Consider the following 21,391-nt stretch of genomic DNA (forward strand, 5'->3'; position numbering starts at 1 on the left):
CATACATCTATCATTATAACTACAAACGATTCCAAAAACGACTCAATCATCGAGCTCCGATCGAATATCGAATTTCGATGGCTGCATAGTCTTTTTTACAGTTGTCTACTTGACGGGGATAAGTCCAGAGTAACTGTCCTTTTTTATATTCATTCAGGCTTTCTGTAAAAGTTTGATGCGATAAGACAAAGAAGACCAACTATGACAATACTTATACCAATCCCTTTATGCAAGTTAGGAAATGGTGATGGTATATCTGAATAAAAATTTGCTAATATGAGACCAATTGAAAATAAAAATATCCCTATTCTATATAACCACTTTCTTTTGTTCATCATTCTCCCCCCTAAAATTTTTCATACACTCCTTTCTTTTGGACATACTACCTAAAAAAGGAGTGGATAATATGCAAAATTCTATACATAAGCAGATCCTATTTTTATTTTTCCTCTTTCTCATTTTCGTTATCGTTTTCAGCTTTATATTACATACTCCGAAAGATGTACCTAATAGCGTTTCTTTTTATAAACTACTGCTCTCGTATTGCCGTTATTGAAGAAGGTGCCTTTTATGAGGCACCTTTTAAAATTCTCTTTTTTCATATACTTTTACTGAAACGAAGACCGATACTATGAACATGCATATTGAACTAATGAGCAATATGCTATTATATAGTTGAATTTGTTCCAGGTTGATTTGAAAGAAAGTTTCTAAAATAAGAACAGGTGCTATTAGTATAAAAAGCGTAATAAAAATAGATTTTTTATATCCTAGCCAAAACGATATCGGTAAGACAAAGCTTAAATATACTAAAGTAAAGCTAATACTAGCAACCATTGTCGTTTCAATAAATTCAAATACATTAGCTCCATTTTTCATTCCCATCGTGAAACAACCAATTGTTACGCTTATGAAAAGAATAATAATTGCTACTATATACTTTGCAAATACAATTTGTTTTCTCGATATTGGCAAACTATTTAATATGACTTCACTCTCATTTTTTCTATCGGCTTCAAATGTTTTTACTGTTGCCCCAACGGTAATAATTACTGACATAATTATGAATAAATTTTTCGTATCTGTTAAGGCCATATAAAAGAAAATAGGATACAGTATGTACCAAATAAAAAATTTCCATTGGATAATGAAATCTTTTACAATGAGCTGTTTCAAAGTGATTCCCCCTCTCCTCACAAATCACGCTCATTATACAAGTTAATTGAGAGTAACATTGATATGACTATACTTACTAACGCTCCGATACCAAGAACACCCATTGCTAGTGTAGCCTCTTCAGAGTGAAGTACTTTTAACATAATTGTTTTATCACCAAAAACATTGCACATAAGGCCAATCATACCCATTAAAGGGAAAATCATAATCACATTCAAGACAGTAGTAGCTTTATATCCTCCGATGTAATTAGTAGGTATCATTACTACACAATAAATCAAAGTTGCTACTATTGCTGAAAATATTGCATATCCAGGAATAACCATATCTCTTTTCAACAAAATATTTCCCAATATTACGACTATAAAAGTTATACTCAAACCGGCTATAAAAAATAATGTGGTTGAAATATATTTAGCTATAACTATCTCTTTTCTCGTTATAGGCAAACTCACTAATACTTTTTCTATTTTATTTTTCTCTTCATAATAAAAAGAAATATATATAATCGTACTACATGTTATAAATAATCCTATTGCAATCCCCATTGGTTCTACGGAATTCCTAAAAATAGATAAAATAGGTATTAAAAAATAGAAAGGAAACATCTTCTTCTGTAAGAAAAACTCCTTCAAAATCAACTGTTGCATATGAATTCTCCTCTCTATAAATCACGTGCTCCGTAAATTTTAATTGTAAGAAACATAGAAGCAATATATACACTAGCTAATATCATGCCTCCAACTATAAACACACCAAGATGTGATGGATTCATAATCCAATCAATGAATGATACAGTGGTACTTTCTCCGTCACCAATAAACATTCCAGTAATAACACCTATTCCAGCGGCTCCACCTGAAAATATTCCACGTACTATTTTTGATTTTGTCCCATAATAACTAGGGAACAATGCTGTAATATAAACTAAAGAATATATAGCCCCTCTGACTACTCCATACCAAGGAATTTCGATATACAAATTAGGATGATAAACTCCAATATCACCAATGACAGTGATGCCCCTTATAAGAAAAACAACTAACATAGTAGAAAGCATGCCACCTACAATGAATATTGCACTGGAAATATATCTAGCAATAATGATATCCTTTCGTCTTACAGGTAAACTATTTATAATAACATCACTTTTATTTTTTTCATCCATCGCTATTAATATCATAGAAGATGATATCGTTATGAGTAAGCAACTCAACGGAAATAACAATTCACCATCTGGCTCTAACCCAAAGAAAACAAGGGGCATAATAAAATACACTAACCAAGTTACCCGAAAAAAGAATAAATCTTTATATATGAGCTGACGCATAAGCACCTCTCCCTTTCGCAGTGTAAACGATAATATCATCTAATCTAGGTTTTTCTAGTACAACCTCATTTCCAAACCAGTCTATAATTGCTTGTTTATCCTTCGCCAGCCCTTCAAAGCCGAATTTATTTTTTCGTAATCCAACAAATAGTTCTTTTCCTTCTCGATCTAATAAATCATTACTTCCCTTTACGATTACGTAGTTCTCCATTAATTCATCTTTCTCACCAGTAAATATAATTTCTCCATCATTGATGAACGTAATATAATCTGCAATACGTTCTAAGTCTGTAGTAATGTGCGTTGAGAATAATACAGACACTTCATCTTCCATTACAATCTCTTGCAACATATCAAGCAATTCACTTCGAACAACTGGATCTAACCCTGCTGTTGGTTCATCCATAATAATGAATTCCGCATGGTGTGAAAGTGCGATTGCAATCGCAAATTTCATTTTCATCCCTTTGGATAACTCTTTAATCTTTTTATATGTTGGAACTTGTAATCTCTGCATATACGATTGATACTGCTTTTCGTCCCACTTTTTATATAACGGTGCAATAATCCGTTTCATTTGCTCACACGTTAAATCTTCGTAATAATGATTTTCATCATATACAAAACCAATATTTTGTTTTATTTCCTTTTCGGCTTTCTTATTGTCCTTGCCAAAAATTTTTATATCACCGCTCTCTTTTCTGATTAAATTCATAATCATTTTGATCGTCGTACTTTTCCCGGCTCCATTCGGTCCGATAAATCCCATAATATATCCACGTGGCAATGTAAAACTTACATTTTTCACTGAGAAATCTTGATAACTTTTACAAACGTTTTTTAGCTCTAACATCTTTCTCATTCCCCCTCGTATAAACACGCAATCATCTGTTGTAATTCTTCAAGTGAAAGGTGCAACACTTTACTTTCTTTTACGATTTCTTCAGCTTTACTTTCCAATAGACGTAGCCGCTGTTCTTTTAATATTTCATTATTTTTACGTGAAACATAAGTCCCCTTCCCAGCAACAGTTTCTATATATCCTTCTTTTTCAAGCTCCTCGTACGCACGCTTCGTTGTAATTACACTAATTTGTAATTCTTTCGCTAAGCTACGAATAGACGGTAACTGATCTCCACCCTTTAAACCACCATTTAAAATAAGCTGGCTTAATTGTTTTCTTATTTGCACATAAATAGGGTCTTGGGAAGAATTCGAAATAATAATATTCATGTTTTCCTCCAGTGTGTATATACTGTGTATACCTTATATATACAGTATATACACAACATCCTATTTTTGGCAAGAAAAAAGACCAACATTTTCCTGTTGGTCTTTCGTATATGTATCACTTTTCAAAGCGATCTAACATTTCGTCTCTCATTCCGAAACTAACTACTGCAATTCCTACATACATAAACAGAAGGAATGCCGGATGAACTGTATTGTACCAGCTGCTATCAACAATTAAATAAATCGTTAACGCCACAACAAGAACAAACGCTAAAATAAACATATAAAAGTGTCTTGTATTATCCATTATAAACTCCTCTCTTCTCACTTCACCATTCAACAGTATATTGTATCGAATAATTCGATATGACTCAAGGTTAACTTTCTGTTATGTAATCAAGTTCTACCTTTACAATGTCCTCACACGCTATTGAAATGATTGTTCCTTGTTTATCAATCGCTGTCACTTCTCTATTATCCATTACACGGTGCGCTACTCTTTCTAACACTTTTCCTTGGTCTCTGTAACAAAATTCTTTTACATCTTTAATTGTTTCTCCATTTTCTAAATGGTATACCATTCTATAGCATCGATATCCCACGCTTCCACCCCCGCCTTGCTCGTTTTTTCACATATACATAAAAATGAGTAATTTCTACCTCATCACATCTTCTTAATTTCAATAAAATTCTAACAAAAATAAATACTTTTATCAAACCGACTTTTTCAACAAAAACACCTATAAAACCGCATCTTTACAGCAATATGAAACAAAAAATATAAATTTTTAACATTTTTTTCATTCTATCCGCACCAATGTTGCAAAAAAAAAAGAACCCGCATATAGCGAGTTCTTTTTATTCCAATCACACTTGTACAGGTGCTAGCTTTTCATAACGTAAAACTGGTTTACGAGCAGCCAATGTTTCATCCAAACGTTTTATTACCGTTGTATGTGGTGCTTCTTGTACAACTTCTGGATTTTCTTCTACCTCTTTAGCAATTTGAATCATCTTATCAATGAAACCATCTAATGTTTCTTTTGATTCTGTTTCTGTCGGTTCAATCATAATACATTCTTCCACATTTAATGGGAAGTAAATTGTTGGTGGATGGTAACCAAAATCAAGCAGACGTTTTGCAATATCTAATGTACGTACACCAAGTTTCTTTTGACGACGACCTGATAATACAAATTCATGCTTGCAATGTCTATCGAACGGAAGATCATAGAATGGTGCTAATCTTCTCATCATATAGTTCGCATTTAATACAGCATACTCAGTTACTGCACGTAGTCCATCTGGACCCATAGAACGAATATATGTGTATGCACGAACGTTAATTCCGAAGTTACCATAGAATGGTTTCACACGCCCAATTGCTTCTGGACGATCATAGTTGAAGTGATAGCCATTTTCCGTTTTCTCTAAAATCGGTTTTGGTAAGTACGGAATTAAATCAGCTTTCACACCTACTGGACCAGAACCTGGACCACCGCCGCCATGCGGACCTGTAAATGTTTTATGAAGGTTTAAATGCACAACGTCAAATCCCATATCTCCTGGGCGCGCTTGGCTTAATACCGCATTTAAGTTTGCACCATCATAGTATAATTTACCGCCTGCGTTATGGACGATTTCTGCCATTTCTAAAATATTTTCTTCGAATAGGCCTAATGTATTTGGATTTGTTAACATAAGTGCTGCTGTTTCTTCGTTTACAACACGTTTTAAATCATCTAAGTCAACAAGACCATGTTCATTTGATTTCACCGTAATTGTTTCAAAACCAGCTACTGTTGCAGACGCCGGGTTTGTTCCGTGAGCAGAGTCAGGAACAATTACTTTCGTACGGTTAAAGTCACCATTTGCTTCATGGTATGCACGAATCAACATTAAACCTGTCCATTCTCCGTGTGCACCAGCTGCTGGTTGTAATGTAACAGTATCCATACCTGTAATTTCGATTAAATGCTCTTGTAAGTCGTACATTAATTCCATTGCACCTTGCACTGTCTTTTCATCTTGAAGTGGATGAATATTTGCAAATCCTGCGAAACGAGCTACGTTTTCATTAATTTTCGGATTATACTTCATCGTACAAGATCCAAGTGGATAGAATCCAGAATCAACGCCGTGGTTACGGTTTGAAAGTGCTGTATAGTGGCGCATAATGTCAAGTTCAGATACTTCCGGTAGCTCTGCATCTTCTACTCGAATATAATCGCTCTCAAATACATCTTCTAGTTTCACTTCTTCTACATCTAATTTGGGTAAGCTGTATCCTACGCGTCCTTCTTTAGTCACTTCAAAAATAAGTGCTTGGTCTTGGTTCTTCATTGGATAGCCCCCATTTCGTTTACAAGTGTGTCAATTTCCTCTTTTGTACGAAGCTCTGTTACTGCTACAAGCATATGATTTTCATGCTCTTTATAATCACGGCCTAGGTCGTAACCGCCGATAATATTCTTTTGTAATAATGCATCATTTACTTCTTTAACTGGACGTTTGCAATCTACAACGAACTCATTGAAGAATGGACCAGCGAACGTTACAGTGAAGCCTTTCGCTTCGAATTGACGTTTTGCATATTGTGCTTTAGAAATATTTTGACGTGCCATTTCTTTCACACCTTGTTTTCCAAGTGCCGTCATTGCAACTGATGCTGCTAATGCATTTAACGCTTGGTTTGAACAAATGTTAGACGTCGCTTTATCACGGCGAATATGCTGTTCACGTGCTTGTAACGTTAATACAAACCCACGTTTACCATCTGAATCTACAGTTTGTCCGACAAGACGTCCTGGAATTTTACGCATAAATGCTTTCGTTGTTGCAAAGTAACCACAATGAGGTCCACCAAACTGCGTTGGGATACCAAATGGCTGTGCATCACCGATTACAATATCAGCACCAAATTTTCCTGGCGGTGTTAATGCGCCTAATGATAATGGATTTGAAGAAACGATAAATAATGATTTTTGTTGATGAACGATTTTTTCGATATCAGCTAACTTTTCAACTTGTCCGAAGAAGTTTGGATATTGAACGATTACGCAAGCAACTGTATCATCTACTTCACTTTGTAATACGTCTAAATCTGTTACACCGTCTTTATGATCAATTTCAACAACTTCAAGATTTTGACCTTTTGCATATGTTTCAAGTACCGCTCTTGATTCTGGATGAACTGCCTTAGATACAAGAATTTTCTTTTTGCGTGTATGACCAGCTGCTAACATTGCCGCTTCAGCTAAAGCTGTACCTCCGTCATACATAGAAGAGTTTGCTACATCCATCCCTGTTAATTCACAAATCATTGTTTGGAACTCAAAAATTGCTTGTAGTTCCCCTTGTGAAATTTCTGGTTGGTATGGTGTGTAAGCTGTATAAAATTCTGAACGAGAAATAACATGATCAACAATTACTGGAGCATAATGATCGTATACACCTGCTCCTAAGAAAGAAGCATATTCTTTTAAGTTCGCATTTTTGCTAGCCATTTGAGATAGCTCTTTTAAAAGCTCTGGCTCTGATTTTGCTTCTTTAATTTTTAAATCCCCTTTAAAACGAACACTCTCTGGAATATCAGAGAATAACTCATCAATCGTTTGAACGCCGATTGTTTGTAACATTTCTTTTTTGTCTTCTTCTGTCATTGGAAGATAACGATGCAACATGAAATCTACCCCTCTCCCCGTTACTTTGAACGTTTATAAAATGGTGTTGGAACAACTACTGCTTTGACGCGTTTATTACGAATTTCAATTTCTACTTCTGTATCAACTGCTGCGTATTTCACATCAATTAGTGCTAAACCAATGCTTTTCTTTAACGTTGGAGATTGTGTACCACTCGTTACTTCCCCGATTTTTTCTTCTCCTATAAATACAGGGTAATGCGTACGAGGAATACCGCGTTCGATTACTTCGATGCCGACTAATTTACGAGATGCACCGTTTTCTTTTTGCTCTTTTAACGTTTCTTTTCCAAAGAAATCTGCTTCTTTATTTGGTTTTACCGCAAAGCCAATTCCCGCTTCAATTGGTGTAATATCTTTTGATAACTCTTGTCCGTATAACGGAAGTGTTGCTTCGAAGCGAAGTGTATCACGAGCACCTAAGCCACATGGTTTTAATCCCTCTTCTTCTCCAACTTCAAGAAGTTTCTCCCAAAGTTTTGCAGCATCTTCACTCTTACAGTAAATTTCGAATCCATCTTCTCCTGTATAACCTGTACGAGATACAAGTGCAGGAATTCCATCTACAAGAATATCGTTTTTAAATTTAAAGAACTTAATTTCTTTCAAATCTTCTGACACAACTTTTTGTAAAATGTCTTGTGCTTTTGGTCCTTGAATTGCAAGTTGCGCAACTTCACTAGAAACATTGACTACTTTTGCATCGCCTATTACATGACTTGCTAACCATTCGTAATCTTTCTCGATATTTGATGCATTGATTACTAATAAATAGTCTTCTTCACCACGTTTGTAGATTAATAAATCATCTACTGTGCCACCATTTTCATAGCACATAGCTGTATATTGTGCGCCCCCTACCTTTAAGGTAGATACGTCATTTGTAACAACACGTTGTAAAAATGCTAAACTATCTACACCCTTTACCTCTACTTCTCCCATATGAGATACATCGAACAAACCTGCTTTTGTACGTACAGCTTCATGCTCTTCTTTAATGCTTGAAAATTGAACTGGTAATTCCCAACCACCGAAGTCGACTGTTTTCCCACCATACTTCGCGTATACATCAAATAACGGTGTACGTTGTAATGTAATCATGCTCTTTCCCCCTTATGCTCTGACAAATCAATAAAAGTTGCTTCCCATATCTAAATATTTTCATTCTGAAAAGATAGGATATACGGAATCTCACTATATTTTTTTATGAAAGCGTAAATAAAAAGTTACTTTCTTGGATAAAATACGAAAGATTCCACACATTTCACACCATTATCCTAACATCATTCGCTATATTTCATCAATATTCTAGCATAAAAAATAATTTAGAATTTTTTATTCTTAATCTTATTAAATACAATTTTTGGGATTCAGCCCTTTATCATTACCTATTCTTTAACTTTTAGTAATTGTGATAGTGCCTTATTACAAGGCTTATAATAAAGATTTTTTAAATAATCACTTTAGTTTATAAAAGGTGGGAGAGTCTTAATGAATGTCGATATTTCCGTAGATCGAACATGGCAAAACAATTTTTTAAAAAGAATTGATGAAGATGGTCCTTGGACAAATTGGGATTTATATCATTTAGCTTATAAAACAGAGAAATCGTTACTCGTCCCTACTTTTGATGGATTGCAAGCACCGAAACATTTATCACATTTCACGCCGCTTCCACATCAATTAGAGGTCGCTCAAAATGTCATTGAACAAATGAATGGTAAAGCGATTCTAGCAGATGAAGTTGGACTTGGAAAGACGATTGAAGCTGGACTTATTTTAAAAGAATATATGGTTCGAGGACTTGTAAAAAAGGTACTCATTCTCGTTCCAGCTTCTCTCGTATCTCAGTGGGCGTATGAACTAAACACAAAATTTTTTATTCCTGCGGTCGCTCAAAAGAAAAGTTATTCTTGGGAACAAGCTGATGTCATCGTTTCATCAATCGATACTGCGAAACGTTCACCGCATCGCGATATCGTTTTAAACCTAGAGTATGACCTTATTATTATCGATGAAGCACATAAACTAAAAAATAATAAAACAAAAAACTATGAATTTGCACAGCGATTAAAAAAGAAGTTTTGTTTATTACTAACTGCAACTCCTGTTCAAAATAAAATTGATGAAATCTTCAACCTCGTTTCTTTATTAAAACCAGGTCATTTAGGTAATCAATCTAATTTTGAAGAATATTATGCTTCCAAAAATCGTTCCACTGAATCCGATGAAGATTTAAAAGCTCTTATCAATAAAGTAATGGTTCGAAATAGACGCCATAACACTGGCATTGATTGGCCAAAGAGGCATGTACGAACAATCTTCGTTGAATTTAATGAAGAAGAACAAGCTTTGTATAATGAAATTGAAAATTGGCGTGGACAAGATGCCGTCACATCTGCTTTCTCATCTTTAACTTTAAAACGGGAAGCATGTAGTAGTCGTGAAGCTGTTTACTATTCATTAAAAAAACATGTAGAAAAAAGGCAGAAAGAAAATGAACATTACATAAAGGACCCACATATTGATGTACTGATGGATAAAATTAATCATATTCCGTTTAACTCCAAAGCAAATAAAGCACTAGAGCTTATAAAAGAAATTGACGATAAAGTCATTATTTTCACTGAATATAGAGCTTCACAAATGTATTTACAATGGTTCTTACAACAACATGGCATTTCCTCTGTACCATTTCGCGGTGGATTTAAGCGCGGGAAAAAAGATTGGATGAAGGAGCTTTTCCAAAATCGTGCCCAAGTATTAATTGCGACCGAAGCTGGTGGTGAAGGAATTAACTTACAATTTTGTAGCCACATGATTAATTACGACTTACCGTGGAATCCAATGCGACTCGAGCAAAGGATTGGACGTATTCACCGTCTTGGACAAAAAAATGATGTTCATATTTATAACTTAGCAACAAAGCACACTGTTGAAGAGCACATTTTAAAACTACTATATGAAAAAATTAATTTATTTGAACGTGTAATCGGTGAACTCGATGAAATTTTAACGAGAATCAACATGAAAAATATTGATGCGCATATTCAAGAAATTTTCGCGCAGTCAAAAAGCGAAGGTGAAATTCGAATCAAGATGGAAAATTTAACATCTATTATCGATTTTGCGAAGCGCAATGAAGCAGAGGTGCAGGACTATGCAGCAAAATGAAATTCATAATTACTTATACAACTTTTTTGAGGCGAATAACTGTGAAATTTTAGAGCGTTCCCCTCACCTATTAGACGTGCAGTTAACAATTGAAATGGATAAATTATTAATGAACCGCCCTTTCTATTGGCACTATCTTGAAAAAACAGGAGGCGTTCCGAACCCGATGCGCCTTACTCTTATTACAAATCCGGAAAACGAAGAAAACGACGGTGAACTTATTCATTACGGTTCACCACGTTTGCATCAAATATTTGAAACGACAAAAGAACTAGGCTCATACATACGTTTATATGAGGAAGTGAAACATAGCGGGGCAACTCATACCCCCCTTCATCCTTGGCTTGGTGTAAATATAAAAGTATCTTATCAATGCGACCGAAAAAAAGACATACTTCATTCCATCGGTATTCATCTTATTTCCGGGACAATGATTGCAAACTTTCATGACACTTTAGCAGAGGTCAAACTCACACCGAAAATACCTGATTTTTGTTTTACGCTCTCACCTATCATTAAGCCACAAAGTGGCTTACAACGTATAGAGGCTGCTTTAAAAAGTATAATCGCTGAAGATGACCACACGTGGGCAAAAGAAGCGAGAGTTCGTTGGAATCACGATTTAGACCTTTTAAATCGATTTTACGAAGATAGCGATGAACTTCCAGAAAGCTATGAAATTGAAAAGCAAGCATTACAAGAACAATACGAACCACGTATTACAATACAAATTATAAACGGTGGTCTCTTTTATGTTACCGCGAATCATTTTCTATCTTAAAGAAGCTCCTTCTGCTTTAGAAGGAGCTTTATTTTAAGTTACTCTCTATCTTCATTACGCTGTTGTTGTTTTTGCTTTGCCATACGTTTTTGATATGCACGATCCTTTGCACTCACATGGTTAGCATCTGTCGGCAGATTCTCTTTTGAACGCCCAATTCCATTACTCATCTTTTCCACTCCTTTTTAAGTCTTTCAAAATACACCCTTATTTTCAGCTAGAGGCACAATCCTTATACAAAAAAAATAAGAGCAGCCATTGGCTACTCTTACTCACTCACATATTTTTGAAACATATCATGGATGCCTTTATTTACGAGGTTCGAGATCTGCTCGTCAGATTTATTCGGATAACGATCACGCAATCTGATAGATGCCTTCACCATTAAATTTTCTAATACAGAACGGCCACCTTCTCCATAAATAATTTCAGCATATTTAACAAGCCTTCCATCCTCTACTGTTGCTGGATTATGATTGAAGAAAAATTTACTCATTGTCTCCACCTCTCTCTTTTGATAACGTTTACATTTATATAGATTATTTATGTTATTTATTTCACAATATTGTATGCATGTATATTTAATTAGTTTCATTATAAAGCAACATATCGATAGTAAATATGTGATTTTCCGTCCATTTTGTGAACAAACCAAAAATGAAAGCGTTTCCTTTATTATATACTAAAAAAACTTACTACGCTAGGGGCAATTTTTCAATCTACTAATCATCTACTTTTCTTTTTTTTATTAACCTTATACAATTTTCAGAAATTATATTATAAAATATATGTATGACTTAAGGAGGCCATGTATGAATCAAAATAAAAAAGCTATATTAGATCTTGTCTTTTATCTCGTATTCCCATTCCTCATTTGGAAATTTGCAAAACCTTATATCGATCCTTATTACGCAATGTTAATTTCCTCTGTTCCGGGGATTATTTATACACTGTATACCTTTAAAAAAGAAAAACAGTTTAACGTTACAGGGTTCTTTATTTTAATTACACTTATTTCTAATACAGCGGTAGACTTAATATCTGGATCAGCGGAACGAATGCTATGGAATGATGCATATTATCATATCGTACTTGGCTGCATCGTTATATGTACAATCTTTATAAAAAAACCACTTATGTTATATTTCGCAGCTGATATCGCAGCACTGCAAGGTCATGATCGTGATAAAAGCCGTGAGCTTTATCGTGATAGTCGTATATATCGAGCACTGCAATATTTAACACTATTTTTCGGCCTTCAATTTATATTAAAAAGCTTCTTGAAAATCTATTTCATCTCTGTTTTCGGTGTAGATGGATATGGTGAAATGAGAGCTATTATGACCGCTGTTGGCTGGGGGATTTCTATTTGTATAGGAATTGGATTTGTATGGGTAAACAATAAGATACATGCGGTTACTGAAGAAAAAGAATCTGTGCAACAATAAATAAAGATCCCCTAGCAGCTTGTTGCACTGGGGGATCTTTACTTTGCTAGACATATTACGAAAAAGTTAGCTTGATTTTTTTCTTTTATTTTTTACATTTCGATAAAACAAAGCCGCGCTCAACGGCATAACACCAAACCATTTATTTAAGAATGGCTCTTTCTCCGCACGACGTTGTTGTTTCTGTTGTTTTCGATCCTCTTTTGGAGCATCCATATATGACACAAATTGCTGTGTCACAAAGCGTACATAATCATTAGTAGACATATTATCATCACCTCTACTTGATTAGTATGTCCACTTTTTTATTCATTAATCTTTTGCTTTAATTCATTCATAATTTGCTTTACCGACTTATTTGTCGTATCGATATGAATATCAGCCTCTTCATAATAAGCTCGGCGCGATTCAAATTTCGTTACAAATGCATCTATATCTTTCTTCTGAAATAGTGGACGTGTCGTATCTTCACGAAGCCTTTCTGCAATTACATGTGGATCACAATACAAATACACAACAGTTCCATTTTCCTTCATCCACTTTCGATTTTCCTCTCGTTCAATAATCCCTCCACCAGTTGTAATAATTACCTTCTGAACCGGTAGTGAACGTAACATTTCACTTTCATATTCGCGAAAAGCCATTTCGCCTTCTTCTGCAAAAATATGCCGAATCGCTTTCTCTTTCTGCTCTTCGATTTTTTGATCTGTATCTACAACTTCCATATGGAGTTCTTTACTTAACGCTTTTCCAATTGTTGTTTTCCCAGCTCCCATATAGCCGGTTATGTATATAGACTTCATTTTCATTCCTCTCAATCATCCGTTATTATTTGTTATTATAACGAAAGATGTTACTTTATTTAATAAAAAAACGTTTTGTTCTTCTTATGCTATGAAGAACAAAACGTAACATACTCGCTATTTTCTCGCAATCAAACAAGCTGGCTCACTTTTACTTATAAGTACCTCTTCTCACCCACTGCGTTGCAATCCATTTCTCACCTTTCGTTACAGGTGCTCCTCCATGTAACGTAAGCTCATTTAGTGATTGATCTTGATAAAAATACTCAAAGTATACTGCCATTCCCTTTCTAGGGTGTACAGAAAGATTTAATTTCGGAAAGAATGTTTCCCCGCCTTCTTCTACATCATTTAAGTACATCACAAGAGTACTTATACGATTATTAGCAGCTGACCTGCTATGTTCCGCAAAATAATCATAGTGCGCCTTATATTCTTGATCCACTTCATAATTTAAAATGTGCAATCCTTCTCCATGCGCTACAGGAACATTCGTGATAGATGAGATTCGTTTTTCAATCTTCGAAGTAAGTTCATTCTCTTCCAAAAATGCACCACTACTTGTTCGAATATCATTTACATCACGTGATGAACCAACTTTAGAACGTTTCATATTATTTTTAGACAATTCAATTAATTCATTACACTCTTCATCACTTAATACATTTGCTAATACGACAATAAGAGGTTCTTCGAATCTTGAAATAATGTGTATGTCTCTATCTTCTGTCACAATTGTATTTCCTGTATGATCAAAAATAGTTTGTTCCTTATTTTCACCTATTTGATTGTTATTTGTCATTTCCTTATCTCCCTAGAAAAAATGTTTGGATAGCATGAATATATCATATTCTTTCTACCTTTCTCTTTTTTGAGAAAATTTAAACTTTTGACCATCGTTCTTATCCCTTTCCTCAAAGAAATTGACTCCCTCCACAATAGAAACTCATGGTTCTTTTCCATATATTTTACATATTACCCTTCTACCCAATCAAATATTTTATTATCCTTTTTCCTATAGCGAAAGCTCACTGTATAGAAAACTCTCTGTTTTGTAACACATTGCAACGAAATGATAATACCATCATTTTCAAAGACGTACTTTCCACTCACTTCTCCTCTTTCATACTGAAATAAAAAAACATCCTCTTTTTCTTTTTGCTGTAAGTCTCTTTTTATATCTGAAATAGCTCGATCAACAAGTTCCTCCATGAAAAAACTTTGTTCTATTTCAGAATAAAATTTTTTATCCGAAAGTAACATATTCGTTTCGTACATCAAAAAAGAAATGAATAAAATAAGAAAAATAATTGTTCCTGGCATTGCAAATCCATCTTGTTTTCTCATGTTTCTATCTCAATTTCACTATAGCGTACAGCCACGCCTTCATATATTTCACCACTTATATCTTTCACATATATATATAACAAATGAGGTGTTAATTCATACGAAATCGCTTCAATCCTTTGTAATATAAATTCCCTTCCACGCATATTTACTTTTCTTATTAAATTACTATTCACCTTTTCATACGTCACCTGATCACCATTACGAAGTTGGAAGCGCAAAATATTCCCACCATTTTCTAGCGCTATCTTCCTCCCACTTGATACTTCACGAAACTCTAATTGCATTTGTCCTAAAAACACATCCCACTCCCAGTCATTTAATCCTTTTGAATGTGTATTTTCTATCCCCATAATATGAAGACGCGGTAAAAGTAAAAAGAACATTAATAAAAGCAACAAACATGCAATCATTTCTATTAATGTAAATCCCGCTTCTTTTTTATTTTTCCTTTGCATAAAGGCATTGCTCCATCGCTTTTCCTCTCATATCTTTCCACATCGTACAAACTTCATCTCCTCTCCAATATGTGTAATATACAATTCCTTTTATGGCTTGCTCTTTTACTCGCTTTTCCTCATTCTCATACTTAAATAAGGCCGCTTCTTTTTTTAATAATAGTAATGCTTTATAGCTCATGTTTATATTTTTTCTTTCTTGCATAATTAATAATGTTTGCGGGAGCGATAACGATACCGCCATCATTATTAAACTTAACGCTACAACCATTTCAACCATTACTGATCCTTTTTGACACTTCACGATACGTAAATCTCCCTCTTCCAAGCTGAAATACAATCTCATATTTATACCCTCGATAGGAAAGTAAAATCGTACCACCTCTATTAATATTCCCGCTCGGATTATATGTCATTGGATTTGGAAAGGTATGCAAATCAATTTGGACATCTTTATCATATTCTCTCTTAACAATTAAAAAGTCCGTCTCCGGTTCCGAGATATAATACATATGTTTCTCTTTAAACCAGCGTAACGTATAATGTTTTTGACGCTTAATCGCTAACTGCTGCATATACAAAATATCATTTGAAAACTGCTTCAAAAACTGCTCGGCTCTTTGCTTTTCATGTAATGAAGTAACGTTAAAATGCGTAACAACACTCAGTACAGAAATAGCGAATAAGACAAGTAGCATTTCTAAAAGAGTAAAACCTTTTTGCTTCACGATTTCCCAGCTGATACCGTACCATCATCGGAAATATGGATTGGTTTACCTTTCGGACATTCATCAACAGCAATATATTTTTTAGTTTTTAATTCCTCGATTGTAGGTATTTTATTATTTTCGAGTTGATATGCCTGTATTTGTGCTTCTACAGATTTCACGTAGGCTTCACACCCTTTTTCCTGCACCGAGGATCGCTGCTTAACTACATTTGGAATAATTAATAGTAATAATACAGTTATGACAACCATAACTAACAACATTTCTAAAAGAGTAAAACCTTCTTCATTCTGCATGTAATTGCCCCCTAAATAGAATTCATCATTTGAAACATCGGCATAATCATCGCTAAATACATCAGAATGACTACAACCCCAAGACATGTAAATAAAATAGGTTGAATCACAAATAACATACGTTTAATTTTTTGTTCTACCTTTTCAATAATGAGCTCACTGTAATCACCAAGCTCATTTGCTAAATTACCGTTTGCTTGTCCATGCGTAATGATATAAGAAAGTTCTTTCTCGTAATAACCGCTTTTATCAATAATAGATTGTAACGGTTCTCCTGCAATTAATTGCCGCTCAATTCGGGCTGCTTCATACTGAAAAAACGGATGATACTTTTGCTTCATCATTATTGTTAATGCTTCGTGTACCGACAATCCACCGTGTAATAAACCACTTAATTGAGCGGAAAAATAATGCGAATGATTTAAAATAAGAAATGTTTTCATAAGGGGAATACGGATCATAATCTTTACCTTTTGAGTAGGTGGAAGTTTTCGGAAATAAAATATATATAAACTAAAGCCCATTATTATGATAAGAAAAACGATATAAATGAAGTAGGGTAATAATTTAATTGCAACTAAAATTTGCTCCGTAAGTGGTGGTGCTGTAGAACGTAAAGAACTATACATCATTTCAAACTGAGGCAATAAAATGAGGTTAAAAACAGAAAGCATAATCATTAAAAAAAACGATAAAAACATAGGATATCGCATTACTTTCATCATATCTTTCCTATATTTATCCTTCTTGTAAAGAAGTACACTCCCTTGTTGCAAAGCAAAAGAAATGTCACCGTGTCGCTCTGCATAAAACAAATAACTTAGCACCTCCGGATGAAACATTAATTGGTGAAAAGAAGCGTGCAAACTTTGTCCATTTTTCAATCCCTCAATCATACACTGTAACTGCATTTTCTTTCCTAATGGTAATTGGAACTGCAAAAATTCTACTGCCTGTAAAAGTGAGTAACCTTTCTCTAATAACTCCCCTAGCCTTTTCAACAATAATACTTGATCACTTAAGCTCCATTTTCTCTTAAACATAAACATCTTCTTCTAAAAATCCTAAAGCATATCCTTTTCGCACTGATGCTTCCAATGTTTCATAGTGATACGTAACATGTTCTCCACTTGCTTCTTTAATCGCTTGTTTTAATTCATATCCATATAACAGTTCATAAATGCTTGCCTGCCTCACTTGCCTCATTGATTTACATAAAGTTGAACACTTCCCTCTGCAAAACGGACATTTTAATTCGACAAGCCGCTGAGCAGCTACAGCCAATAATGATTGTTCAATTTCTAGCCTTGTAATACCATAATCCATAAATCGTAGTATCGCCCCTTTCGCATCATTTGTATGCAACGTCGTCATTACTAAATGACCTGTCAAACTTGCTCTTACAGCTATTTTTGCTGTTTCTTCATCACGGATTTCACCAACTAAAATAATATCTGGATCATGACGCAAAATAGCCTTTAATCCCGTTCCATATGTGATACCAGCTTTTTCATTTATTTGAATTTGTAATAAACCGTCTTTTCTTCTCTCAACTGGATCTTCCAGAGTAATAATACGACGTGTTTCTCCTTTTCTAGCTACTTCTAATAACGCATACATTGTCGTCGTTTTTCCAGAACCAGTCGGCCCAGTAAATACGAGTAACCCATGCGAATGCTTTAAAAAAGAGAGTAATTTTTCCGCTGAACTTGGAAATAACGAGAGGTGAGACAGTGGCTGTACAGATGCTTGTAAATGGAGGCGAATAACGAGACTTTCTTGATATACTGTTGGAAGTGTTGAAAGGCGTAAATACACTTCTTGTCCATCAATTTGTAAGTACAATGAACCATTTTGAGGCTTTCTCCTCTCTCCTATATCCATTGATGCTGAAAATTTAAAGTGCGAAACAAGCTTTTCTCCAAATTCCTTCTCAATACACCGTTTCGTAATTAAATCTTTTCCTATCCGTAATTGAATCGCCACGTCCTTCTGCCTGGGCACAATATGTAAGTCCGATGCTTGCACCCCACAAGCTTCTTTCATAATCATATTCGCAAAAATCTCGATACCATTCATCAAATTTCCCTCCTCACCATGTATATATCATGAAGTGCTAGAGAAGAAAAATTAGGACTTTTGTATTTTCACTAGGATAAAAAGGGAAAATATGTTTGTGAAATTATGAACAATTTCCGAATTATTGTCTGAAATTACCTATATGGAAGTTTATCTGTATTATAATGTTAATATCTTGGATAAAGTGATAAAGGTGGAGATCCTCATGGAACAAGCTTTAAAAATTACAGGTGTATTATCTGATCCTACTCGTTATTATATTTATAAATATATTTCGCAAAAACATAATTACGTAACTGTACAAGAAATTGCAGATGAGTTTAACATTCATCCAAACGTAGCGCGTTTACATTTATCTAAATTAGAAGATGTTAATATGCTCAAATCAGAAACAAAAAAAACTGGAAAGGGCGGGCGACCAAGCAGACTATACGTCCTGTCTCAAGATGTCATCCAGCTACAATTTCCATTTCGTGATTATCAATTATTAGCGAAGATAGCATTTAATTCACTGCTTAGCCTCGGCTCTGCTGGTGAAAAAGCATTATATGAAACCGGCAAACAATTCGGCAAAGAATTAATGCAACAACATATGCATCGCTTAAATGTAAGTGCAGAAGCATTGACGATAGAACAAAAAATGCAAATCGCAAAAGAAGCATTCTCAACAGCTGGCTTATCGCCTGCATTTGAATTAAGTGCAGATGGAACAAAAATTTTCTATGATGTACACAATTGTCCATTTAAAGAAGTTGCTGTTCATCACCCGACTGAAATTTGTAACATGCATGGAGATATGATGAAAGGGATTTTTGAAATCCTATTCCCTAACACGGAATTAACACGAAATGATAGTCTACTAGATGGATGTAAGTCTTGTAACTATAAAGTTCAAATTTAGTTTTTCAACTAAGAAGAAGTCAATATTATAATTGACTTCTTCCTTTTATATGAATGAATATTTACAATAGTTAGAAAAATAAACTATAATGAAAAGAGGTTTTACTTTTTTTAGAAAAGGAGGGAGATGGCATGGAGCGCATGTTTCGCGTTCTCGGCTTTTGGACTGGAATTTTCTCGGTTATGTTTTACGTAGGTGATATGCATTCGGCTGCACTACTATTTTTAGGACAAACAGGATTCTTCGTACTTTTAAGTTATTTAAAATTAACAGAGCGTATGTATATATACGTATTCGGGGCATATTTAACCGTTTTCTTCATCGGATTTACATGGTACACAACATTTTTACTTGTCCCTGGAGCTGGACATTAAAAGATGGCAATTTGCCATCTTTTTTTTAATTCCGCAATTCCCTAGTTGACTTATAGGTTTTATTACCTTATATTCTATATAACACATTGGAATTAGGGGGAATTACCATGAATACACTGCTTGTCGGAATTAACATCACAGTCATGCTCATTTTAGTTGGCGTATTGTATTATATGCAACGTAAGCATGTATCTTTTAATAAACGTGTATTTACTGCTTTAGGAGTCGGAATTATATTCGGTCTTATATTACAATTTATTTATGAGCCTACTTCTAAAGTAATTATCGAATCAAATAACTGGTTTAGTTTAATTGGTAACGGTTATGTAAAATTACTTCAAATGATTGTTATGCCACTTATTTTAGTATCTATTATTTCAGCATTTACAAAATTACAATTAACGAAAAACCTTGGTAAAATCAGTGGTCTTATTATCGGAATTTTAATTCTTACTACAGGCATTGCCGCAGCTGTCGGTATAGCTGCAAGCGCAGGATTTGATGTATCAGCAACAGGATTACAACAAGGTGATGCAGAATCTGCTCGTCTGAAATTAGTAGAAGAAAGATTTACTTCTATTGAAAAGACAACAATTCCAGACAAACTATTAGAACTGTTGCCTACAAATCCGTTTCTTGATTTAACAGGTGCTCGTCCAACATCAACAATTTCTGTTGTAATATTTGCAGCCTTTATCGGTATCGCCTTTATCGGTGTAAAACGAAAATATCCAGAACAAGCAGAGCTATTTAAGAAAATGCTTGATGCTGTGTATGCAATCGTAATGCGTATGGTAACATTAATTTTACGTCTTACTCCATACGGCGTATTAGCTCTTATGGCAAAGACAGTTGCTGGTAGCGATATAAATGCTATTTTAAAACTTGGTAACTTCGTGTTAGCATCTTACGTAGCACTTATCGTAATGTTTATCATTCACTTATTATTAATCGCTCTATCTGGTTTAAATCCAATTCAATATTTGAAAAAAGTGTTCCCTGTATTAACATTTGCATTCACATCTCGCTCTAGTGCTGGTGCGATGCCATTAAATATTGAAGCACAAAAAGAAAAACTTGGTATTTCTGAAGGAATCGCTAACTTCGCTGCATCCTTTGGGGTATCTATCGGTCAAAACGGTTGCGCAGGTATTTATCCAGCAATGCTTGCTATGATGGTCGCTCCAACTGTAGGAATTGATCCATTACAACCACAATTTATTTTAACTTTAATCGCTGTCGTTGCTATTAGCTCATTCGGTGTTGCCGGTGTTGGTGGCGGCGCAACATTCGCAGCGTTAATCGTACTATCTACAATGAACTTACCAATCGGCATTGTCGCTCTTGTTATCTCGGTTGAACCATTAATCGATATGGGTCGTACTGCTCTTAACGTAAGTGGTTCTATGACAGCAGGTCTTATTTCTAGTAAATGGCTTGGTGAATTAGATCAGGATACGTACAATCAAGATGATGTAAAAACTGGGGAAATTGCTTCATAATAAGAAAAAGACGCTAACATAAAACTGTTAGCGTCTTTTTTACATCTCATCTTGAAAA

Annotated in this window: 31 protein-coding genes; 8 read left to right on the forward strand and 23 right to left on the reverse strand. The window is 34.6% G+C overall.

Annotated features, from left to right (window positions below):
• Positions 1 to 5 precede the first annotated feature (5 nt).
• Positions 6 to 89: a hypothetical protein gene (locus BWGOE10_RS34075; RefSeq protein ID WP_367890491.1), complete on the forward strand. Its 84-nt coding sequence runs from the start codon at positions 6 to 8 to the stop codon at positions 87 to 89.
• A 60-nt stretch (positions 90 to 149) separates the two neighbouring features.
• On the opposite strand, the gene BWGOE10_RS21145 is transcribed toward BWGOE10_RS34075, so the two are convergent.
• The 11 genes from BWGOE10_RS21145 to gcvT form a co-directional block, all read right to left on the reverse strand.
• A complete protein-coding gene (locus BWGOE10_RS21145) occupies positions 150 to 335 on the reverse strand; it encodes a hypothetical protein (protein ID WP_070144837.1) in 186 nt (61 codons plus the stop codon).
• A gap of 247 nt (positions 336 to 582) precedes the next feature.
• Positions 583 to 1,176 carry an ABC-2 transporter permease gene (locus tag BWGOE10_RS21150; RefSeq protein ID WP_070144838.1) on the reverse strand — a complete coding sequence of 198 codons (594 nt, stop codon included), beginning with the start codon at positions 1,174 to 1,176 and terminating at the stop codon, positions 583 to 585.
• A 17-nt stretch (positions 1,177 to 1,193) separates the two neighbouring features.
• Positions 1,194 to 1,826 carry an ABC-2 transporter permease gene (locus BWGOE10_RS21155; protein WP_070144839.1) on the reverse strand — a complete coding sequence of 211 codons (633 nt, stop codon included), beginning with the start codon at positions 1,824 to 1,826 and terminating at the stop codon, positions 1,194 to 1,196.
• Between the two features lie 14 nt (positions 1,827 to 1,840).
• Complete coding sequence (locus BWGOE10_RS21160) at positions 1,841 to 2,506, reverse strand: ABC-2 transporter permease (RefSeq protein WP_070144840.1); 666 nt, start codon at positions 2,504 to 2,506, stop codon at positions 1,841 to 1,843.
• Complete coding sequence (locus BWGOE10_RS21165) at positions 2,487 to 3,359, reverse strand: ABC transporter ATP-binding protein (protein WP_070144841.1); 873 nt, start codon at positions 3,357 to 3,359, stop codon at positions 2,487 to 2,489. The genes BWGOE10_RS21160 and BWGOE10_RS21165 overlap by 20 nt, the downstream gene beginning before the upstream one ends.
• A gap of 5 nt (positions 3,360 to 3,364) precedes the next feature.
• A complete protein-coding gene (locus BWGOE10_RS21170) occupies positions 3,365 to 3,739 on the reverse strand; it encodes a GntR family transcriptional regulator (RefSeq protein ID WP_070144842.1) in 375 nt (124 codons plus the stop codon).
• A 115-nt stretch (positions 3,740 to 3,854) separates the two neighbouring features.
• The gene (locus tag BWGOE10_RS21175) at positions 3,855 to 4,046 is read right to left on the reverse strand and encodes a hypothetical protein (RefSeq protein ID WP_002160499.1); all 192 of its coding nucleotides are present in this window, start codon (positions 4,044 to 4,046) and stop codon (positions 3,855 to 3,857) included.
• Positions 4,047 to 4,116: 70 nt separating this feature from the next.
• The gene (locus BWGOE10_RS21180; protein ID WP_000262495.1) at positions 4,117 to 4,320 is read right to left on the reverse strand and encodes a DUF3929 family protein; all 204 of its coding nucleotides are present in this window, start codon (positions 4,318 to 4,320) and stop codon (positions 4,117 to 4,119) included.
• A gap of 286 nt (positions 4,321 to 4,606) precedes the next feature.
• The gene (gene gcvPB, locus BWGOE10_RS21185) at positions 4,607 to 6,082 is read right to left on the reverse strand and encodes an aminomethyl-transferring glycine dehydrogenase subunit 2 (RefSeq protein ID WP_002122485.1); all 1,476 of its coding nucleotides are present in this window, start codon (positions 6,080 to 6,082) and stop codon (positions 4,607 to 4,609) included.
• Positions 6,079 to 7,422, reverse strand: coding sequence for an aminomethyl-transferring glycine dehydrogenase subunit 1 (gcvPA, locus tag BWGOE10_RS21190; protein WP_070144843.1), 1,344 nt, complete (start codon positions 7,420 to 7,422; stop codon positions 6,079 to 6,081). The genes gcvPB and gcvPA overlap by 4 nt, the downstream gene beginning before the upstream one ends.
• 20 nt (positions 7,423 to 7,442) lie before the next feature.
• The gene (gcvT, locus tag BWGOE10_RS21195; protein ID WP_070144844.1) at positions 7,443 to 8,543 is read right to left on the reverse strand and encodes a glycine cleavage system aminomethyltransferase GcvT; all 1,101 of its coding nucleotides are present in this window, start codon (positions 8,541 to 8,543) and stop codon (positions 7,443 to 7,445) included.
• Between the two features lie 390 nt (positions 8,544 to 8,933).
• Here gcvT and BWGOE10_RS21200 point away from each other — a divergent pair, with 390 nt between their 5' ends.
• Together BWGOE10_RS21200 and BWGOE10_RS21205 are read left to right on the forward strand one after the other, a co-directional pair.
• Complete coding sequence (locus BWGOE10_RS21200) at positions 8,934 to 10,616, forward strand: DEAD/DEAH box helicase (protein WP_070144845.1); 1,683 nt, start codon at positions 8,934 to 8,936, stop codon at positions 10,614 to 10,616.
• Complete coding sequence (locus BWGOE10_RS21205) at positions 10,603 to 11,397, forward strand: YqhG family protein (protein WP_070144846.1); 795 nt, start codon at positions 10,603 to 10,605, stop codon at positions 11,395 to 11,397. Before BWGOE10_RS21200 ends, BWGOE10_RS21205 begins: the two co-directional genes overlap by 14 nt.
• A gap of 38 nt (positions 11,398 to 11,435) precedes the next feature.
• Here BWGOE10_RS21205 and BWGOE10_RS33735 read toward each other — a convergent pair whose 3' ends face one another.
• Together BWGOE10_RS33735 and BWGOE10_RS21210 are read right to left on the reverse strand one after the other, a co-directional pair.
• Positions 11,436 to 11,567 carry a hypothetical protein gene (locus BWGOE10_RS33735; RefSeq protein ID WP_098786117.1) on the reverse strand — a complete coding sequence of 44 codons (132 nt, stop codon included), beginning with the start codon at positions 11,565 to 11,567 and terminating at the stop codon, positions 11,436 to 11,438.
• Between the two features lie 98 nt (positions 11,568 to 11,665).
• Positions 11,666 to 11,893 carry a hypothetical protein gene (locus BWGOE10_RS21210; RefSeq protein ID WP_000032702.1) on the reverse strand — a complete coding sequence of 76 codons (228 nt, stop codon included), beginning with the start codon at positions 11,891 to 11,893 and terminating at the stop codon, positions 11,666 to 11,668.
• A gap of 73 nt (positions 11,894 to 11,966) precedes the next feature.
• Between BWGOE10_RS21210 and BWGOE10_RS30435 the strand changes: the two genes are divergently transcribed.
• Together BWGOE10_RS30435 and BWGOE10_RS21215 are read left to right on the forward strand one after the other, a co-directional pair.
• Positions 11,967 to 12,083, forward strand: coding sequence for a hypothetical protein (locus tag BWGOE10_RS30435; protein WP_003279814.1), 117 nt, complete (start codon positions 11,967 to 11,969; stop codon positions 12,081 to 12,083).
• A gap of 126 nt (positions 12,084 to 12,209) precedes the next feature.
• Positions 12,210 to 12,845, forward strand: a complete 636-nt coding sequence (locus BWGOE10_RS21215; RefSeq protein ID WP_070144847.1) for a VC0807 family protein — start codon at positions 12,210 to 12,212, stop codon at positions 12,843 to 12,845.
• 66 nt (positions 12,846 to 12,911) lie between these two features.
• Here the strand turns inward: BWGOE10_RS21215 and BWGOE10_RS21220 are convergent, their stop codons facing one another.
• The 10 genes from BWGOE10_RS21220 to comGA form a co-directional block, all read right to left on the reverse strand.
• Positions 12,912 to 13,112 (reverse strand): YqzE family protein, encoded by a 201-nt coding sequence (locus BWGOE10_RS21220; RefSeq protein WP_002015009.1) that lies wholly within the window; start codon positions 13,110 to 13,112, stop codon positions 12,912 to 12,914.
• A gap of 38 nt (positions 13,113 to 13,150) precedes the next feature.
• Positions 13,151 to 13,648, reverse strand: coding sequence for a shikimate kinase (locus BWGOE10_RS21225; RefSeq protein ID WP_070144848.1), 498 nt, complete (start codon positions 13,646 to 13,648; stop codon positions 13,151 to 13,153).
• 151 nt (positions 13,649 to 13,799) lie between these two features.
• Positions 13,800 to 14,450, reverse strand: a complete 651-nt coding sequence (locus tag BWGOE10_RS21230; protein ID WP_070144849.1) for a 2OG-Fe(II) oxygenase — start codon at positions 14,448 to 14,450, stop codon at positions 13,800 to 13,802.
• A 173-nt stretch (positions 14,451 to 14,623) separates the two neighbouring features.
• Positions 14,624 to 14,995 (reverse strand): competence type IV pilus minor pilin ComGG, encoded by a 372-nt coding sequence (gene comGG, locus BWGOE10_RS21235; protein WP_002145752.1) that lies wholly within the window; start codon positions 14,993 to 14,995, stop codon positions 14,624 to 14,626.
• Positions 14,992 to 15,453, reverse strand: coding sequence for a competence type IV pilus minor pilin ComGF (comGF, locus tag BWGOE10_RS21240; RefSeq protein WP_070144850.1), 462 nt, complete (start codon positions 15,451 to 15,453; stop codon positions 14,992 to 14,994). Before comGF ends, comGG begins: the two co-directional genes overlap by 4 nt.
• Entirely contained in the window at positions 15,437 to 15,733 is a 297-nt protein-coding gene (locus BWGOE10_RS21245; protein WP_070144851.1) for a competence protein ComG, read from the reverse strand. The genes comGF and BWGOE10_RS21245 overlap by 17 nt, the downstream gene beginning before the upstream one ends.
• Positions 15,726 to 16,181, reverse strand: coding sequence for a competence type IV pilus minor pilin ComGD (comGD, locus tag BWGOE10_RS21250; protein ID WP_070144852.1), 456 nt, complete (start codon positions 16,179 to 16,181; stop codon positions 15,726 to 15,728). The genes BWGOE10_RS21245 and comGD overlap by 8 nt, the downstream gene beginning before the upstream one ends.
• A complete protein-coding gene (comGC, locus tag BWGOE10_RS21255) occupies positions 16,178 to 16,477 on the reverse strand; it encodes a competence type IV pilus major pilin ComGC (RefSeq protein WP_002145747.1) in 300 nt (99 codons plus the stop codon). Before comGC ends, comGD begins: the two co-directional genes overlap by 4 nt.
• A gap of 11 nt (positions 16,478 to 16,488) precedes the next feature.
• On the reverse strand, positions 16,489 to 17,526 hold the full coding sequence (gene comGB / locus BWGOE10_RS21260) for a competence type IV pilus assembly protein ComGB (protein ID WP_070144853.1): 1,038 nt from the start codon (positions 17,524 to 17,526) through the stop codon (positions 16,489 to 16,491).
• Positions 17,513 to 18,556, reverse strand: coding sequence for a competence type IV pilus ATPase ComGA (gene comGA, locus BWGOE10_RS21265; protein WP_070144854.1), 1,044 nt, complete (start codon positions 18,554 to 18,556; stop codon positions 17,513 to 17,515). Before comGA ends, comGB begins: the two co-directional genes overlap by 14 nt.
• Positions 18,557 to 18,761: 205 nt before the next feature.
• Here comGA and BWGOE10_RS21270 point away from each other — a divergent pair, with 205 nt between their 5' ends.
• From BWGOE10_RS21270 to BWGOE10_RS21280, 3 genes are all read left to right on the forward strand, one after another.
• Complete coding sequence (locus BWGOE10_RS21270) at positions 18,762 to 19,457, forward strand: helix-turn-helix transcriptional regulator (protein WP_070144855.1); 696 nt, start codon at positions 18,762 to 18,764, stop codon at positions 19,455 to 19,457.
• 131 nt (positions 19,458 to 19,588) lie between these two features.
• Positions 19,589 to 19,831, forward strand: coding sequence for a DUF2626 domain-containing protein (locus BWGOE10_RS21275; RefSeq protein WP_002088627.1), 243 nt, complete (start codon positions 19,589 to 19,591; stop codon positions 19,829 to 19,831).
• Positions 19,832 to 19,938: 107 nt separating this feature from the next.
• A complete protein-coding gene (locus BWGOE10_RS21280) occupies positions 19,939 to 21,333 on the forward strand; it encodes an L-cystine transporter (protein WP_016092314.1) in 1,395 nt (464 codons plus the stop codon).
• The last annotated feature ends 58 nt before the right edge of the window (positions 21,334 to 21,391 follow it).

This window comes from Bacillus mycoides (genome assembly GCF_001757995.1).
GTDB lineage: Bacteria > Bacillota > Bacilli > Bacillales > Bacillaceae_G > Bacillus_A > Bacillus_A mycoides_B.

Excerpts from the sequence above, each read along its gene's own strand:
- BWGOE10_RS21270 (WP_070144855.1), top strand. The coding sequence starts at position 18,762 with ATGGAACAAGCTTTAAAAATTACAGGTGTATTATCTGATCCTACTCGT.
- gcvPB (WP_002122485.1), bottom strand. The coding sequence starts at position 6,082 with ATGAAGAACCAAGACCAAGCACTTATTTTTGAAGTGACTAAAGAAGGA.
- comGF (WP_070144850.1), bottom strand. The coding sequence starts at position 15,453 with ATGCAAAGGAAAAATAAAAAAGAAGCGGGATTTACATTAATAGAAATG.
- BWGOE10_RS21230 (WP_070144849.1), bottom strand. The coding sequence starts at position 14,450 with ATGACAAATAACAATCAAATAGGTGAAAATAAGGAACAAACTATTTTT.
- BWGOE10_RS21145 (WP_070144837.1), bottom strand. The coding sequence starts at position 335 with ATGAACAAAAGAAAGTGGTTATATAGAATAGGGATATTTTTATTTTCA.
- comGA (WP_070144854.1), bottom strand. The coding sequence starts at position 18,556 with ATGAATGGTATCGAGATTTTTGCGAATATGATTATGAAAGAAGCTTGT.
- BWGOE10_RS21280 (WP_016092314.1), top strand. The coding sequence starts at position 19,939 with ATGAATACACTGCTTGTCGGAATTAACATCACAGTCATGCTCATTTTA.
- BWGOE10_RS21245 (WP_070144851.1), bottom strand. The coding sequence starts at position 15,733 with ATGGTTGAAATGGTTGTAGCGTTAAGTTTAATAATGATGGCGGTATCG.
- BWGOE10_RS33735 (WP_098786117.1), bottom strand. The coding sequence starts at position 11,567 with ATGAGTAATGGAATTGGGCGTTCAAAAGAGAATCTGCCGACAGATGCT.
- BWGOE10_RS21175 (WP_002160499.1), bottom strand. The coding sequence starts at position 4,046 with ATGGATAATACAAGACACTTTTATATGTTTATTTTAGCGTTTGTTCTT.
- comGG (WP_002145752.1), bottom strand. The coding sequence starts at position 14,995 with ATGAGAAAACAAGATGGATTTGCAATGCCAGGAACAATTATTTTTCTT.
- gcvPA (WP_070144843.1), bottom strand. The coding sequence starts at position 7,422 with ATGTTGCATCGTTATCTTCCAATGACAGAAGAAGACAAAAAAGAAATG.
- BWGOE10_RS21205 (WP_070144846.1), top strand. The coding sequence starts at position 10,603 with ATGCAGCAAAATGAAATTCATAATTACTTATACAACTTTTTTGAGGCG.
- BWGOE10_RS21225 (WP_070144848.1), bottom strand. The coding sequence starts at position 13,648 with ATGAAGTCTATATACATAACCGGCTATATGGGAGCTGGGAAAACAACA.
- BWGOE10_RS30435 (WP_003279814.1), top strand. The coding sequence starts at position 11,967 with ATGCATGTATATTTAATTAGTTTCATTATAAAGCAACATATCGATAGT.
- BWGOE10_RS21275 (WP_002088627.1), top strand. The coding sequence starts at position 19,589 with ATGGAGCGCATGTTTCGCGTTCTCGGCTTTTGGACTGGAATTTTCTCG.
- BWGOE10_RS21210 (WP_000032702.1), bottom strand. The coding sequence starts at position 11,893 with ATGAGTAAATTTTTCTTCAATCATAATCCAGCAACAGTAGAGGATGGA.
- comGC (WP_002145747.1), bottom strand. The coding sequence starts at position 16,477 with ATGCAGAATGAAGAAGGTTTTACTCTTTTAGAAATGTTGTTAGTTATG.
- BWGOE10_RS21165 (WP_070144841.1), bottom strand. The coding sequence starts at position 3,359 with ATGTTAGAGCTAAAAAACGTTTGTAAAAGTTATCAAGATTTCTCAGTG.
- comGB (WP_070144853.1), bottom strand. The coding sequence starts at position 17,526 with ATGTTTATGTTTAAGAGAAAATGGAGCTTAAGTGATCAAGTATTATTG.
- BWGOE10_RS21155 (WP_070144839.1), bottom strand. The coding sequence starts at position 1,826 with ATGCAACAGTTGATTTTGAAGGAGTTTTTCTTACAGAAGAAGATGTTT.
- BWGOE10_RS21215 (WP_070144847.1), top strand. The coding sequence starts at position 12,210 with ATGAATCAAAATAAAAAAGCTATATTAGATCTTGTCTTTTATCTCGTA.
- BWGOE10_RS21170 (WP_070144842.1), bottom strand. The coding sequence starts at position 3,739 with ATGAATATTATTATTTCGAATTCTTCCCAAGACCCTATTTATGTGCAA.
- BWGOE10_RS21160 (WP_070144840.1), bottom strand. The coding sequence starts at position 2,506 with ATGCGTCAGCTCATATATAAAGATTTATTCTTTTTTCGGGTAACTTGG.
- gcvT (WP_070144844.1), bottom strand. The coding sequence starts at position 8,543 with ATGATTACATTACAACGTACACCGTTATTTGATGTATACGCGAAGTAT.
- BWGOE10_RS21200 (WP_070144845.1), top strand. The coding sequence starts at position 8,934 with ATGAATGTCGATATTTCCGTAGATCGAACATGGCAAAACAATTTTTTA.
- BWGOE10_RS21180 (WP_000262495.1), bottom strand. The coding sequence starts at position 4,320 with ATGGTATACCATTTAGAAAATGGAGAAACAATTAAAGATGTAAAAGAA.
- BWGOE10_RS21220 (WP_002015009.1), bottom strand. The coding sequence starts at position 13,112 with ATGTCTACTAATGATTATGTACGCTTTGTGACACAGCAATTTGTGTCA.